The sequence below is a fragment of the Pseudomonas sp. G(2018) genome (assembly GCF_005502415.1).
Taxonomy (GTDB): domain Bacteria; phylum Pseudomonadota; class Gammaproteobacteria; order Pseudomonadales; family Pseudomonadaceae; genus Aquipseudomonas.
In genome coordinates this window covers 215,427-227,686 of record NZ_SCOO01000005.1, presented here as the reverse complement: position 1 = coordinate 227,686, position 12,260 = coordinate 215,427, and the positions used below count along the sequence as shown (strand labels likewise).

The 12,260-nt window shown below is 57.7% G+C and carries 15 protein-coding genes and 1 tRNA gene; 11 read left to right on the top strand and 5 right to left on the bottom strand.

The window, feature by feature from the left end; all coding sequences use genetic code 11:
- Positions 1 to 391: 391 nt before the first annotated feature.
- Both FFS64_RS07510 and FFS64_RS07505 read left to right on the top strand, forming a co-directional pair.
- Positions 392 to 760: a PH domain-containing protein gene (locus FFS64_RS07510; protein ID WP_137804827.1), complete on the top strand. Its 369-nt coding sequence runs from the start codon at positions 392 to 394 to the stop codon at positions 758 to 760.
- 398 nt (positions 761 to 1,158) lie between these two features.
- Positions 1,159 to 1,635, top strand: coding sequence for a DUF488 family protein (locus FFS64_RS07505; RefSeq protein WP_137804826.1), 477 nt, complete (start codon positions 1,159 to 1,161; stop codon positions 1,633 to 1,635).
- Here FFS64_RS07505 and FFS64_RS07500 read toward each other — a convergent pair.
- From FFS64_RS07500 to FFS64_RS07490, 3 genes are all read right to left on the bottom strand, one after another.
- A complete protein-coding gene (locus FFS64_RS07500; RefSeq protein ID WP_177498733.1) occupies positions 1,592 to 1,876 on the bottom strand; it encodes a hypothetical protein in 285 nt (94 codons plus the stop codon). The genes FFS64_RS07505 and FFS64_RS07500 overlap by 44 nt on opposite strands.
- A 46-nt stretch (positions 1,877 to 1,922) precedes the next feature.
- Positions 1,923 to 2,423: a DUF3916 domain-containing protein gene (locus FFS64_RS07495; RefSeq protein WP_137804825.1), complete on the bottom strand. Its 501-nt coding sequence runs from the start codon at positions 2,421 to 2,423 to the stop codon at positions 1,923 to 1,925.
- 139 nt (positions 2,424 to 2,562) lie between these two features.
- Positions 2,563 to 2,892 (bottom strand): hypothetical protein, encoded by a 330-nt coding sequence (locus FFS64_RS07490; RefSeq protein ID WP_137804824.1) that lies wholly within the window; start codon positions 2,890 to 2,892, stop codon positions 2,563 to 2,565.
- 14 nt (positions 2,893 to 2,906) lie between these two features.
- Here FFS64_RS07490 and FFS64_RS31630 point away from each other — a divergent pair, with 14 nt between their 5' ends.
- Complete coding sequence (locus FFS64_RS31630) at positions 2,907 to 3,041, top strand: hypothetical protein (RefSeq protein WP_256660418.1); 135 nt, start codon at positions 2,907 to 2,909, stop codon at positions 3,039 to 3,041.
- Positions 3,042 to 3,044: 3 nt separating this feature from the next.
- Here FFS64_RS31630 and FFS64_RS07485 read toward each other — a convergent pair.
- A tRNA-Leu gene (locus tag FFS64_RS07485) sits at positions 3,045 to 3,129 on the bottom strand.
- 107 nt (positions 3,130 to 3,236) lie between these two features.
- Between FFS64_RS07485 and queA the strand changes: the two genes are divergently transcribed.
- The 6 genes from queA (at position 3,237) to FFS64_RS07455 (ending at position 9,340) form a co-directional block, all read left to right on the top strand.
- Positions 3,237 to 4,301: a tRNA preQ1(34) S-adenosylmethionine ribosyltransferase-isomerase QueA gene (gene queA / locus FFS64_RS07480; protein WP_137804823.1), complete on the top strand. Its 1,065-nt coding sequence runs from the start codon at positions 3,237 to 3,239 to the stop codon at positions 4,299 to 4,301.
- A 14-nt stretch (positions 4,302 to 4,315) separates the two neighbouring features.
- Positions 4,316 to 5,431: a tRNA guanosine(34) transglycosylase Tgt gene (gene tgt, locus FFS64_RS07475; protein WP_162634923.1), complete on the top strand. Its 1,116-nt coding sequence runs from the start codon at positions 4,316 to 4,318 to the stop codon at positions 5,429 to 5,431.
- 43 nt (positions 5,432 to 5,474) lie between these two features.
- Positions 5,475 to 5,813 (top strand): preprotein translocase subunit YajC, encoded by a 339-nt coding sequence (yajC, locus tag FFS64_RS07470; protein WP_016773317.1) that lies wholly within the window; start codon positions 5,475 to 5,477, stop codon positions 5,811 to 5,813.
- A gap of 63 nt (positions 5,814 to 5,876) precedes the next feature.
- The gene (secD, locus tag FFS64_RS07465; protein ID WP_137804822.1) at positions 5,877 to 7,745 is read left to right on the top strand and encodes a protein translocase subunit SecD; all 1,869 of its coding nucleotides are present in this window, start codon (positions 5,877 to 5,879) and stop codon (positions 7,743 to 7,745) included.
- A gap of 9 nt (positions 7,746 to 7,754) precedes the next feature.
- The gene (secF, locus tag FFS64_RS07460) at positions 7,755 to 8,669 is read left to right on the top strand and encodes a protein translocase subunit SecF (RefSeq protein WP_137804821.1); all 915 of its coding nucleotides are present in this window, start codon (positions 7,755 to 7,757) and stop codon (positions 8,667 to 8,669) included.
- Positions 8,670 to 8,788: 119 nt separating this feature from the next.
- Positions 8,789 to 9,340 carry a glycine zipper 2TM domain-containing protein gene (locus tag FFS64_RS07455; RefSeq protein ID WP_137804820.1) on the top strand — a complete coding sequence of 184 codons (552 nt, stop codon included), beginning with the start codon at positions 8,789 to 8,791 and terminating at the stop codon, positions 9,338 to 9,340.
- Between the two features lie 258 nt (positions 9,341 to 9,598).
- Here the strand turns inward: FFS64_RS07455 and suhB are convergent, their stop codons facing one another.
- Complete coding sequence (gene suhB, locus FFS64_RS07450) at positions 9,599 to 10,417, bottom strand: inositol-phosphate phosphatase (protein WP_007941397.1); 819 nt, start codon at positions 10,415 to 10,417, stop codon at positions 9,599 to 9,601.
- Between the two features lie 145 nt (positions 10,418 to 10,562).
- On the opposite strand from suhB, the gene trmJ reads away from it, so the two are divergent.
- Both trmJ and cysE read left to right on the top strand, forming a co-directional pair.
- Entirely contained in the window at positions 10,563 to 11,333 is a 771-nt protein-coding gene (gene trmJ, locus FFS64_RS07445) for a tRNA (cytosine(32)/uridine(32)-2'-O)-methyltransferase TrmJ (RefSeq protein WP_095193781.1), read from the top strand.
- A gap of 2 nt (positions 11,334 to 11,335) precedes the next feature.
- Positions 11,336 to 12,112, top strand: a complete 777-nt coding sequence (gene cysE / locus FFS64_RS07440; protein WP_137804885.1) for a serine O-acetyltransferase — start codon at positions 11,336 to 11,338, stop codon at positions 12,110 to 12,112.
- Positions 12,113 to 12,260 lie beyond the last annotated feature (148 nt).

Here is a 12,260-nt window from a genome sequence, read left to right as displayed (position 1 = left end):
TCACGGTATCGTGGCATTTTCAGGCCGTTGGCCAGGGCACCCTTGGCGGGCATCTTGTTGTGCCCGATGCGGTCTCCGCCGCACCTCTACCGGGCATAAAGGGCAGCTTGCCACGCGGCTATTGATCGAACTGCACCAAAGCGACGTGTTCGGTTCTGCCTACGACTCTCCATTAAGTCTAGTTGAGCGGGGCACGGGAGCCTCGGTCAGTGGCTTAATGCCGCTATGGGCTTGTCGTGGGTGATGTATAGCAAGCATTACGGGTGAGAAGAAGCATCAGAACCGAGGGCGATTCTACGGAGCAGATGCAGGGGGCTGACTCTGCAGTCTCGATCAAAATACGGTATGAAGTCAGGCTCAAGCCGTTCATTTGAAAAACAGGGAAAGACCGATGATTGATTTCAACAACAAAGGATTCTTCAAACTCAAGCAAAACGACGAATACGCCGAACGCGTCTCCGCCCTGTTGATCGACGGCGAACTCGTCATCGACGCCTACAAATCCATGCGTGATGGCGTGGTCTTTACCAACAAACGCATCATATCGGTCAACGTCCAGGGCATCACCGGCAGCAAAAAAGACTTCACCTCATTGCCGTACAAAAACATCGTGGCCTACTCGGTAGAAACCTCAGGCACGTTCGACTTGGATTCCGAGCTGGAGATCTACTTCTCATCGCTGGGGAAGGTGAAATTCGAATTCACCGGCAAGACATCGATGGTGGAAATTTCGAAGCTGATTTCCCAGCATCTACTTTGACCTGACTGGCTACCGCATCACCGCGCAACCAAACGCCCCACAATAAAAAGCCCCGAAACCCCGGGGCTAATCCAAATACCAAACAACACACAACATCCTGTGGGAGCGGGCTTGCCCGCGAAAGCGCCAGCCCATCCAGCACAAATGCAGGATCGGTTGTATTCAGGGTTTCGGCCATTGGCCGCCGCCGAGGAGTGGTGCAGTGAATGAGGATTGAAGGTCGGCTGTTACATGTAGATGTAGTTTTTAGACATGAAGCACCGGCTCCCTCGCCTCCATGTTCTGGCATCGTAGAACCGCTCCGCCCATCACAGTATCGGGCGGCAACCTACGTCGAATGCTATAGTCCGCCGCGTTTTTTAGCTTCGAATGCGCACGGAAGCAAAGGGAGACTACTCATGACCATCTACACCGCGGGCTACGAAGGGCTCACCATCGACGCGTTCATCGCGAGGCTCAAACAAGCCCAGATCGACAAGGTGCTTGATGTCCGGGAATATCCGATCTCTCGAAAAAAGGGTTTTTCCAAGAAGGCATTTGCTGAATGCCTGGCTGCAGCAGGCATTTCGTATGAACACAGTCCACCGCTCGGATGCCCGAAACCCATACGAAATCGTTACAAACTAGATGGCGATTGGTCTGTGTACTCCCGCGACTTTCGAGCCTACATCCGAACCCAGGACGCAGTGTTAAGTAACCTCGTCTCCAGCGTCGCAGAACAGCGCATTTGCATGGTCTGTTATGAGGCGGATTCAAGCTTCTGCCATCGAAGCCTGATTGCAGAAGCCGCTCAAGAGCTGGAGAGTTCTCTGCAAGCCAAACACCTTCCAATCAAAATAGAGAAATTTGCGGATCTGTTTGATGCTGTAGCTTAGGTGGGTAGACGAGGCTGACAATCAGCCATTGCCCTGGGAATCGGTAGATGGTTCCCATCAGCAGCATAAGATCTTTACTGGGGAGTTCGACTTCCAGCTTTTTTCTAAACGGAGCTTCCCAGCCTTCTACGCCATGTTGACGACGAACGTTCCTGTAGAGTTGGCTGGCTTCCCAGTCCACAATCTTGTGGGTATAGGATTTGATCTCTCCATGAAAAAAGGGGGCGGATTTATTTTCCATACTGTCCGTCCTAGTGTGGAAAAGTCTGTCTTTCCTTTTCTCTGTGTCAGGCCGGTTCCCCAATACACCACCACTGCACTGCGACCTCATCATCAGGTTGAGTGACATCATGCCCATGCTCGATGAAATTCGCTGGCGTGTGCAACGCAAGAGCATGACTGATCCGCTCTGGCATGAGCATGTTGGTCTCACCGAGAAAGCGCAGGTAGTAGTCCCGATCATAGAATATGGTGATCTCGCTCTGATGAACCCATGGCCACGTCAGCAGGCAAGCGACCCGGTAGTAACCCTGTGAGCGGTCGGCGGCGTTGGACAGGTGGCTGGCAGCTTCGAGCAGTTGCTGAATGCAGAAGGCCTGATCTTCGATCCTGGCGTGAGGGCCTTCGACCAGGGCCTCGTGCACCGGGATCTTCCAATGTGTGTAGCGCTCCATGCGCTCGGATCGCGGGTGAAATTCGTCGCGAAAAGTGGAAGCCCAGTGTTCCAGAGCGCGAAGGCGACGGTGAATGCCTCTGAGTGGCTTGTTGCTGAGGGCGATTTGCCGCATTGATACGTCCTTGTGATGCCAAAAAAGTTTTTCGTTGTTGTCTGCTGGCGCGATGGAAAAGTGGACGGTCCATCGCCTTAACCCAGCTGAAGCATCAGTCAGAGTAACGAGGCACTCACCTTGCGCTCAACTCAAAAACTCACAGAATATCTTTCAAGTAATCCTTAAGCGTGTTGAGCGGAGTATCAAGCTGCTCAAGCGTCTGCGCTGCGTTGACTTCAACTGACAATCTATTCAGCTCTCGACCCAGTGGCGTGCCCGCCCCACCTATCGCCTCAAGCGCCAGCTCCACGCATTCATCCATTTTGCCCTTGATGGTTGCGACATCACCTCTGCGCACCAGCAACTCAAACACATCCCGCTGGTAATCGCCCATCACCAAATCATCCCGCAAAATCGGGCTTGAACCTTCCGTTTCATAAGCCAGTTTCAGGGAGAAGAGGGCGACGGTTTCCAGTTGCGATTCCATGGGTGAAGTCCTTGATGAGTGTCGTACTGACCGAGGGTGCGAAAAATCAAAAAAGCATCGCCAGCAAGCTGGCTCCTACAGGTCGGTGGGGTGTCTGCCACTTTATCGCAGGCGAAAAAAAAGGCCTTGCTAAGCAAGACCTTTCTTAATTTTGGTGCCCCGAGGGAGACTCGAACTCCCACTCCTTTCGAAAACGGATTTTGAATCCGCCGCGTCTACCAATTCCGCCATCAGGGCTCAATGGCGGCGAAGTATAGAGAGGTGATAACCGTCGGTCAATCAGGTACATGGAGAATTTTTGATATTTCCGCTAGACTTCCCGGCCCTGCTAGACGAACCCCATCATGCGCGTTGCTGACTTTACTTTCGAGCTCCCTGATTCGCTGATCGCCCGCCATCCGTTGGCCGAGCGTCGCGGTAGTCGCCTGTTGACCCTGGATGGGGTCAGCGGCGCCCTGGCACACCGTCAATTCACTGATTTGCTTGAGCATTTGCGCCCGGGCGATTTGATGGTGTTCAACAATACCCGGGTGATTCCGGCGCGGCTGTTTGGCCAGAAGGCTTCCGGCGGCAAGCTGGAAATCCTGGTGGAGCGGGTGCTCGACAGTCATCGCGTGCTGGCCCATGTGCGCTCCAGCAAGTCGCCCAAGCCGGGGTCGAAGATCCTGATCGATGGCGGTGGCGAGGCGGAGATGCTGGCGCGTCACGATGCGTTGTTCGAGCTGGGGTTTGCCGAAGAGGTGTTGCCGCTGCTCGACCGCGTCGGGCACATGCCGTTGCCTCCTTATATAGACCGCCCGGATGAGGGCGCGGACCGCGAGCGTTACCAGACCGTCTACGCCGAGCGTTTGGGCGCGGTGGCGGCGCCGACGGCGGGGCTGCATTTCGATCAGGTGCTGATGGAGGCCATCGCGGCCAAAGGCGTCGAGACGGCGTTCGTGACCTTGCACGTTGGCGCGGGCACCTTCCAGCCGGTGCGGGTTGAGAAGATTGAAGACCATCACATGCACAGCGAATGGCTGGAAGTCGGCCAGGACGTGGTCGATGCCGTTGCCGCCTGTCGCGCGCGCGGCGGTCGGGTGGTGGCGGTGGGGACCACCAGTGTGCGTTCCCTGGAAAGCGCTGCCCGTGATGGCGTACTCAAGCCGTTCAGTGGCGATACGGACATCTTTATCTACCCGGGCCGGCCGTTTCATGTGGTCGATGCCCTGGTCACCAACTTCCATTTGCCCGAATCCACGCTGTTGATGCTGGTTTCGGCGTTTGCCGGTTATCCGGAAACCATGGCCGCCTATAAAGCCGCGGTCGACAACGGATACCGCTTTTTCAGCTACGGTGATGCGATGTTCATCACCCGTAACCCCGCTCCTGCTGCTCCAAAAGAGTCGAGCCCAGAGGAAACAGAATGAGTCGCCAATGTCGCATGTCGTTTGAGCTGCTTGCCACCGATGGCAAGGCTCGTCGTGGTCGCCTGACCTTCCCCCGTGGCACCGTCGAGACCCCGGCCTTCATGCCGGTCGGCACCTATGGCACGGTCAAGGGCATGCTGCCACGGGATATCGAGGCGATTGGCGCTGAAATTATCCTGGGCAACACCTTCCACCTGTGGCTGCGCCCGGGCATGGAAGTGATCAAGAAGCACGGCGACCTGCACGATTTCATGCAGTGGAAAGGCCCGATCCTGACTGACTCCGGCGGTTTCCAGGTGTTCAGCCTGGGCGCCATGCGCAAGATCAAGGAGGAGGGCGTGACCTTCGCCTCGCCGGTCGATGGCGCGAAAGTGTTCATGGGCCCGGAAGAGTCGATGCAGGTCCAGCGCGACCTGGGCTCTGACATCGTGATGATTTTCGACGAATGCACGCCGTATCCGGCCGACGAAGACGTCGCCCGCGTGTCCATGGAGTTGTCGCTGCGTTGGGCTCAGCGCTCGAAAAACGCCCATGCCGACAACACGGCGGCGCTGTTCGGCATCGTTCAGGGCGGCATGCACCAGGATTTGCGCATGCGCTCCCTGGAAGGCCTCGACAAGATCGGCTTCGACGGTCTGGCGATCGGCGGTCTGTCGGTAGGCGAGCCCAAGCATGAGATGATCAAGGTGCTGGATTATCTGCCGGCCCAGATGCCCGCTGACAAACCTCGTTACCTTATGGGTGTTGGCAAGCCGGAAGATCTGGTTGAGGGTGTGCGCCGCGGTGTGGACATGTTCGATTGCGTGATGCCAACCCGTAATGCCCGCAATGGGCATCTGTTCATTGATACTGGCGTGATCAAGATCCGTAACGCGTTCCATCGCCATGATGATTCGCCGCTGGATCCGACCTGCGATTGCTATACCTGCCAGAACTTCTCCCGCGCTTATCTGCATCACCTGGACAAGTGCGGCGAAATGCTGGGAAGCATGCTCAATACCATCCATAACTTGCGTCATTATCAAGTGCTTATGGCTGGTTTGCGCGAGGCTATTCAACAGGGTACATTGGCCGCCTTTGTCGATGCCTTCTACGCCAAACGCGGGTTACCTGTTCCGCCTTTGGACTGAGTTTCCTGACCCCAAGATTCAACATTTGCAACTGGAGTGCTAAATGAGCTTTTTTATCTCTAATGCCATGGCTGACGCTGCTGCACCGGCAGCTGCATCCCCAATGGGCGGCGGCTTTGAGTGGATTTTCCTGGTCGGCTTCCTGGTCATCTTCTACCTGATGATCTGGCGTCCACAGGCCAAGCGCGCCAAAGAGCAGAAAAACCTGCTGAGCAGCCTGCAGAAAGGCGACGAAGTCGTGACCACCGGCGGCATCGCCGGCAAGATCACTAAAGTGGCCGACGATTTCGTCGTTCTGGAAGTTTCCGACACCGTCGAAATGAAATTCCAGAAAGGCGCCATCGCCGCCACGCTGCCAAAAGGCACGCTGAAAGCGATCTAAGTTTCAACTTCTACTCAATCGACGGGGCGCGCAAGGCGCCCCGCGTCATAAGCGGGCGGCGTGATGCTGAACAAATACCCTCTGTGGAAATACATTCTGATCCTGGCGGTGCTGGCGATCGGTCTGATTTATTCCGCTCCCAATCTTTATCCTGATGACCCGGCCATTCAGGTCAGCGGTGCAAGCACTGCGCTGCAGGTCAATCAGGCAGATCTGGACCGTGTGAGCGCTGCTCTCAAGGAAGCCGGGATCAACGTCAAGGCCGCCACCCTGGCTGCCGGCGGCAAGGGCGGTCTGATTCGCCTGGTCAAGGCTGAAGACCAGTTGCCTGCCAAGGACGTCGTGCGCAAGGCGCTGGGTGATGACTACGTCGTTGCTCTGAACCTGGCACAAACCACCCCGCAATGGCTGCGCAGCCTGGCCGCGCACCCGATGAAGCTGGGTCTGGACTTGTCCGGTGGTGTGCACTTCCTGCTCGAAGTGGACATGGACAAAGCCCTGGATGCACGCCTGAAAGTCTACGAAGGCGACGTCAAGAGCCTGTTGCGTAAAGAGAAACTGCGCTATCGCAGCCTGCCGCAACTGGGCGGTGCCATTCAGCTGGGCTTCTCCGATGAAGCGACCCGCGAGCAGGCCCGTACCATCATCCGCAAGAACTTCAACGATTTCGACATTGTTCCGGCCGACCTCAATGGCCAACCGGTACTGCGTCTGGCGATGACCCCGGCGAAGCTGGCGGAAATCCGCGAATACTCCATCAAGCAGAACTTGACCACGGTACGTAACCGCGTCAACGAGCTGGGTGTTGCCGAACCTATCGTCCAGCGTCAGGGCGCCAACCGTATCGTGGTTGAGCTGCCGGGCGTACAGGACACCGCAGAAGCCAAGCGTATCCTCGGCAAGACGGCCAACCTCGAGTTCCGTCTGGCCGCCGAGCCAGGTGCTTCGAAAGCCACTTCCGAGACCTTCGAGTTCCGTGAGGGCAACCGTCCTCCGGCGCAGATCGAGCGTGGCCTGATCATCACTGGCGACCAGGTGACTGACGCCAAGGCTGGTTTCGGCGAGCAAGGCTCCCCTGAAGTGAACATTCGTCTGGACGGCCACGGCGGCGAGCTGATGAGTCGTGCGACCCGCACCAACGTCGGTCGTAGCATGGCAGTGATCTTCATCGAACAGCGCCCGGTCACCACTTACACCAAGCAAGTGGTCAACGGCGTCGAAAAAGAAGTGCCGGTTCAGTCGTTTAAAGAAGAGAAGAAGATCATCAGCCTGGCGACCATTCAGTCGCCGCTGGGTGCGCAATTCCGCATTACCGGCCTGACCGGCCAGGGCGAATCGTCCGAACTGGCGCTGCTGTTGCGTGCCGGTGGTCTGGCGGCACCGATGTACTTCGCTGAAGAGCGCACCATTGGTCCAAGCCTGGGTGCCGACAACATCGTCAAGGGTGTAGATGCGTCGCTGTGGGGCATGCTGTTCGTCTCGCTGTTCATCATCGCCATCTATCGCTTCTTCGGCATCATCGCCACGGTTGCGCTGGGTGTGAACATGGTGCTGCTGCTGGCACTGATGTCGCTGCTGGGCGCCACGCTGACCCTGCCGGGTATCGCCGGTATCGTGTTGACCATGGGTATGGCGGTCGACGCCAACGTACTGATCTTCTCGCGGATTCGTGAAGAGATCGCGGCGGGCATGAGCGTACAGCGGGCAATCAACGAAGGCTTCGGTCGCGCATTCACCGCGATTCTCGACGCCAACCTGACCACCTTGCTGGTGGGCGGGATCCTGTTTGCCATGGGTACAGGTCCGGTCAAGGGCTTCGCCGTGACCATGTCCCTCGGGGTTCTGACCTCGATGTTCACGGCCATCATGGTCACCCGCGCGATGGTCAACCTGATCTTCGGCGGTCGTGACTTCAAGAAGTTGTGGATTTAAGGGGCTGCCATGTTACGTACAATCAACTTCATGGGCGTTCGCAACTTCGCGTTCGGCGTCACATTGTTTCTCACGCTTCTGGCCTTGTTCAGCTGCGCCACCAAGGGCATGAACTGGGGCCTGGACTTCACCGGCGGTACGCTCATCGAGCTGACCTATGAGCGTCCGGCCGATGTGACCAAGGTGCGTGAGCAGCTTGTTTCCTCGGGCTACCACGAAGCCGTGGTGCAGAACTTCGGCGCCACCACCGATTTGCTGGTGCGCATGCCGGGTGAAGATCCGCAACTGGGTCACCAGGTGGCGGAAGCGCTGCAGAAGGTAGGCGGCGACAACCCTGCAACGGTCAAGCGCGTCGAGTTCGTCGGCCCGCAGGTGGGTGAGGAACTGCGCGACCAGGGCGGCCTCGGCATGCTGATGGCGCTGGGCGGCATCCTGATCTACCTGGCGTTCCGCTTTCAGTGGAAATTCGCCGTTGGTGCGATCGTGTCCCTGATCCACGACGTGATCGTGACCATCGGTATCCTGTCGTTCTTCCAGATCACCTTCGACCTGACGGTGCTGGCGGCGGTGCTGGCGATCATCGGTTACTCGCTCAACGACACCATCGTGGTATTCGACCGGGTTCGTGAGAACTTCCGCGTTCTGCGCAAGGCCAGCCTGATCGAGAACATCAACATCTCGACCACCCAGACCCTGCTGCGGACCATCGCCACTTCGGTTTCCACCTTGCTGGCGATCGCGGCACTGCTGTTCTTCGGTGGCGACAACCTGTACGGCTTCTCCCTGGCCCTGCTGGTGGGTGTTCTGGCGGGTACTTACTCGTCGATCTACATCGCCAACGTGGTGCTAATCTGGCTGAACCTGAGTTCCGAAGACCTGATTCCGACGGTGAATACCGAGAAGGAAGTCGACGACCGTCCTTGAAGGAAGCTTCCTCCAGCGATGTAGTCCAAAAAGGCGCGAGTTGAACTCGCGCCTTTTTTTATGCTCCAAGGCTGGGAGAAGCGCGGGTTTATCCCGCATTTGATGGTCAGGAGGTTCATGTGAACAAGTCGATGCTGGTTGGTGCTGTACTGGGTGCTGTCGGTGTGACTGCCGGGGGTGCTGTGGCCACCTACAGCCTGGTTAAAGATAACGGTCCTGAGTATGCGCAAGTACTCGCCGTTGAGCCGGTCAAGACGCAAATCAAGACTCCACGTGAAGTGTGCAAGGATGTAGCTGTTACCCGGCAAGCGCCGGTGAAAGATCAACACCAGATCGCCGGTACCGTGGTAGGTGCGCTGGCGGGTGGTTTGCTGGGTAGTCAGATCGGCGGCGGCACCGGCAAGAAAATTGCCACGGTGGCAGGCGCGGTCGGTGGCGGTTACGCCGGCAACAAGGTTCAGGAGGGCATGCAGGAGCGTGACACCTACACCACGACGCAAACCCGTTGTAATACGGTGAATGACATCAGTGACAAGGTCGTGGGTTACGACGTGCGCTACTCGCTGGACGGTAAAGAGGGGAAAGTGCGAATGGATCGCGATCCTGGTAATCAGATTCCAGTGGATAAAGAGGGCAAGTTGATCTTGTCGGAGAATCAGCAGGCTCATTGATCTGCTGAAATCAAAGATTCAAAAAGAAGCACCCTGCGGGGTGCTTTTTTTGTGCCCGGGAATTTATGCACAACCGTTAATGCCCCTGTGGGAGCGAGCCTGCTCGCGAAGGCGGTGTATCAGTCGCCATCATTGCTGGATGTGAGGCCGCTTTCGCGAGCGGGCTCGCTCCCACAGGGGGGGGCAGTGGTGTTATCGGGGGTGGATTCCAGGCATAAAAAAAGCACCCCGAAGGGTGCTTTTCTGTCGCTTGGGCGCTTAGCGCTTCAGCGAGGCTGGCAGGTGCGGCTGGATCGCCGTCAGGACTGCCTTGAAGCATTTGGTGTTACCGGCAACGACGTGGCCTTTTTCAAGGAAGTCGTGACCACCGGTGAAGTCGCTCACCAGGCCGCCTGCTTCCTGAATCAGCAGGGCGCCTGCGGCCATGTCCCACTCGGACAGTCCCGATTCCCAGAAGGCGTCGAAACGACCGGCGGCCACGTAGGCCAGGTCCAGGCTTGCCGAGCCGGCACGGCGGATGCCGGCGGTCTGGCCAACCAGGGCGCGGAACATGCCCAGGTAGTTGTCGAGGTTGTCCATCTGGTCGTCGCGGAACGGGAAGCCGGTACCCAGCAGGGCGCCGTCCAGGCTGGTCCGGCCGCTGACGCGCAGGCGACGACCGTTCAGTTGGGCGCCGCGACCACGGCTGGCGGTGAATTCTTCCTGGCGAACCGGGTCCAGAACAACGGCGTGTTCCAGGCGACCGCGGTATTTGCAGGCGATGCTGACAGCGAAGTGAGGAATGCCGCGCAGGAAGTTGGTGGTGCCGTCCAGTGGGTCGATGATCCACAGGTACTCTTCGCCTTCGATCCCGGTACCGGCGTGCAGGCCGGTCTCTTCACCCATGATCGAATGATTCGGGTAAGCCTTGCGCAGCGCGTCGATGATTTTCTGTTCAGCGGCGCGGTCCACCTCGGATACGTAATCCTTGGCGTCTTTTTCGTCGACCTTGATGGTATCCAGGCGCTCGATGGAGCGGAAGATCAATTCACTGGCGCTGCGGGCGGCGCGCAGCGCGATATTCAGCATGGGCTGCATGGATGTGTCACCTAAGGTTGTTAAAGAAAGCCGGGCATTCTATCAGAAAGTTTCTACAGGTGAAGGACGACGTTCGCTTTCATGGCTTAACGGTAGTGAGCGCTGTAAGATTCTGCTCCCGATAATGTGTTCGAGAGCGCCTCCCTTGCTGCAAAACATTCGTGTCGTCCTGGTCAATACCAGCCATCCAGGCAATATCGGCGGGACCGCGCGCGCCATGAAAAACATGGGGCTGTCGCGGCTGGTGCTGGTCGAACCACGCTTGTTCCCGCATCACGAGGCCGATGCCCGTGCCTCCGGTGCCGGAGACATCCTTGAAAAAGCGCAAGTCGTCGCCACCTTGGAGGATGCCTTGGTCGGCTGCAATCTGGTGCTGGGCACCAGCGCCCGTGACCGTCGGATTCCCTGGCCGCTGCTCGATCCCCGCGAATGCGGTGCGAAAGTGGTCGAGGAAGCCGGGCAGGGCGCCGAGATCGCCCTGGTGTTCGGTCGTGAAGATTCCGGCCTCACCAATGAAGAGCTGCAGCGATGTCATTATCACGTGCACATCCCATCCGACCCTGAGTTCAGCTCGCTGAACCTTGGGGCGGCGGTGCAGGTGTTGAGTTATGAAGTGCGCATGTCCTGGCTGGCGGCCGAAGGTCAGCCAAGCAAGGTCGAGAAGGAAGAAGTGGCATCGGTCAAAAGCGCTGAGTTGGCGACCATGGATGAGCTGGAACGATTCTATGAGCACCTGGAACAGACCCTGGTGGCCATTGAGTTTCTCGATCCGGAAAAGCCACGGCACTTGATGGCGCGCCTGCGCCGGTTGTACGGACGCAGCTCGGTCAGCCGGGCGGAAATGAATATATTGCGTGGCATCCTCACGGAAACCCAAAAAGCGGCCCGTGGCGAGCTTCTGAAGCGGAAGGATTAATGATGTTCGAGCGTTTGCGTGAAGATATCCAGAGTGTTTTCCATCGTGATCCAGCAGCGCGTAATGCTTTTGAAGTCCTGACCTGCTACCCGGGCATGCATGCCATCTGGATCCATCGGCTGTCATCGATGTTGTGGCGTGCCGACCTGAAATGGCTGGCACGGCTGGTGTCGAACTTCGGTCGCTGGCTGACCGGGATCGAGATCCATCCGGGTGCCAAGGTCGGTCGTCGTTTCTTTATTGACCACGGCATGGGCATTGTCATCGGTGAAACCGCCGAGATCGGCAATGACGTGACCCTGTATCAGGGCGTGACCCTGGGCGGCACCAGCTGGAACAAGGGTAAGCGTCACCCGACCCTTGAAGATGGTGTGGTGGTCGGCGCAGGCGCCAAGGTGCTTGGCCCGTTCACGGTCGGTGCCGGGGCCAAGGTCGGCTCCAATGCGGTGGTTACCAAGGCGGTGCCGGCGGGTGCGACCGTTGTCGGGATTCCGGGACGGATTATCGTCAAGTCCGATGAAGAGCAAGATGCCAAGCGCAAGGCCATGGCCGAGAAAATCGGTTTTGATGCCTATGGTGTCAGCGAAGACATGCCGGACCCGGTGGCTCGCGCCATCAATCAACTGCTTGATCACCTGCAGGCCGTGGATGGTCGTCTGGAGGGGATGTGCGGGGCGTTGAAGGATCTGGGCAGTAATTACTGTGCCAAGGATCTGCCTGAACTGCGCGAAGAAGATTTCGCCTGTGTGAAGGACAAGGATCAGAGTCAAGCCAGTTGATGCCTTTGTAGGTCGTATTCAGGCAATGGCACAGCGCTAAGCGGTGTGCCATTAAGCCGCAGACCCTGATATCATGCGCCCGCTCTTTGCGGGTAAACCTGACTAAAGTACTAGGTCTTATAGTTGACTTAAATACTCGGGAATTGCA

Coding starts and splice junctions, on each gene's coding strand:
- FFS64_RS07495 (WP_137804825.1), bottom strand. CDS start 2,423: ATGCGGCAAATCGCCCTCAGCAACAAGCCACTCAGAGGCATTCACCGT.
- yajC (WP_016773317.1), top strand. CDS start 5,475: ATGAGCTTTTTTATCTCTAATGCCATGGCTGACGCTGCTGCACCGGCA.
- secF (WP_137804821.1), top strand. CDS start 7,755: ATGTTACGTACAATCAACTTCATGGGCGTTCGCAACTTCGCGTTCGGC.
- FFS64_RS31630 (WP_256660418.1), top strand. CDS start 2,907: ATGAGTGTCGTACTGACCGAGGGTGCGAAAAATCAAAAAAGCATCGCC.
- secD (WP_137804822.1), top strand. CDS start 5,877: ATGCTGAACAAATACCCTCTGTGGAAATACATTCTGATCCTGGCGGTG.
- queA (WP_137804823.1), top strand. CDS start 3,237: ATGCGCGTTGCTGACTTTACTTTCGAGCTCCCTGATTCGCTGATCGCC.
- FFS64_RS07490 (WP_137804824.1), bottom strand. CDS start 2,892: ATGGAATCGCAACTGGAAACCGTCGCCCTCTTCTCCCTGAAACTGGCT.
- cysE (WP_137804885.1), top strand. CDS start 11,336: ATGTTCGAGCGTTTGCGTGAAGATATCCAGAGTGTTTTCCATCGTGAT.
- FFS64_RS07510 (WP_137804827.1), top strand. CDS start 392: ATGATTGATTTCAACAACAAAGGATTCTTCAAACTCAAGCAAAACGAC.
- FFS64_RS07505 (WP_137804826.1), top strand. CDS start 1,159: ATGACCATCTACACCGCGGGCTACGAAGGGCTCACCATCGACGCGTTC.
- suhB (WP_007941397.1), bottom strand. CDS start 10,417: ATGCAGCCCATGCTGAATATCGCGCTGCGCGCCGCCCGCAGCGCCAGT.
- tgt (WP_162634923.1), top strand. CDS start 4,316: ATGTCGTTTGAGCTGCTTGCCACCGATGGCAAGGCTCGTCGTGGTCGC.
- FFS64_RS07500 (WP_177498733.1), bottom strand. CDS start 1,876: ATGGAAAATAAATCCGCCCCCTTTTTTCATGGAGAGATCAAATCCTAT.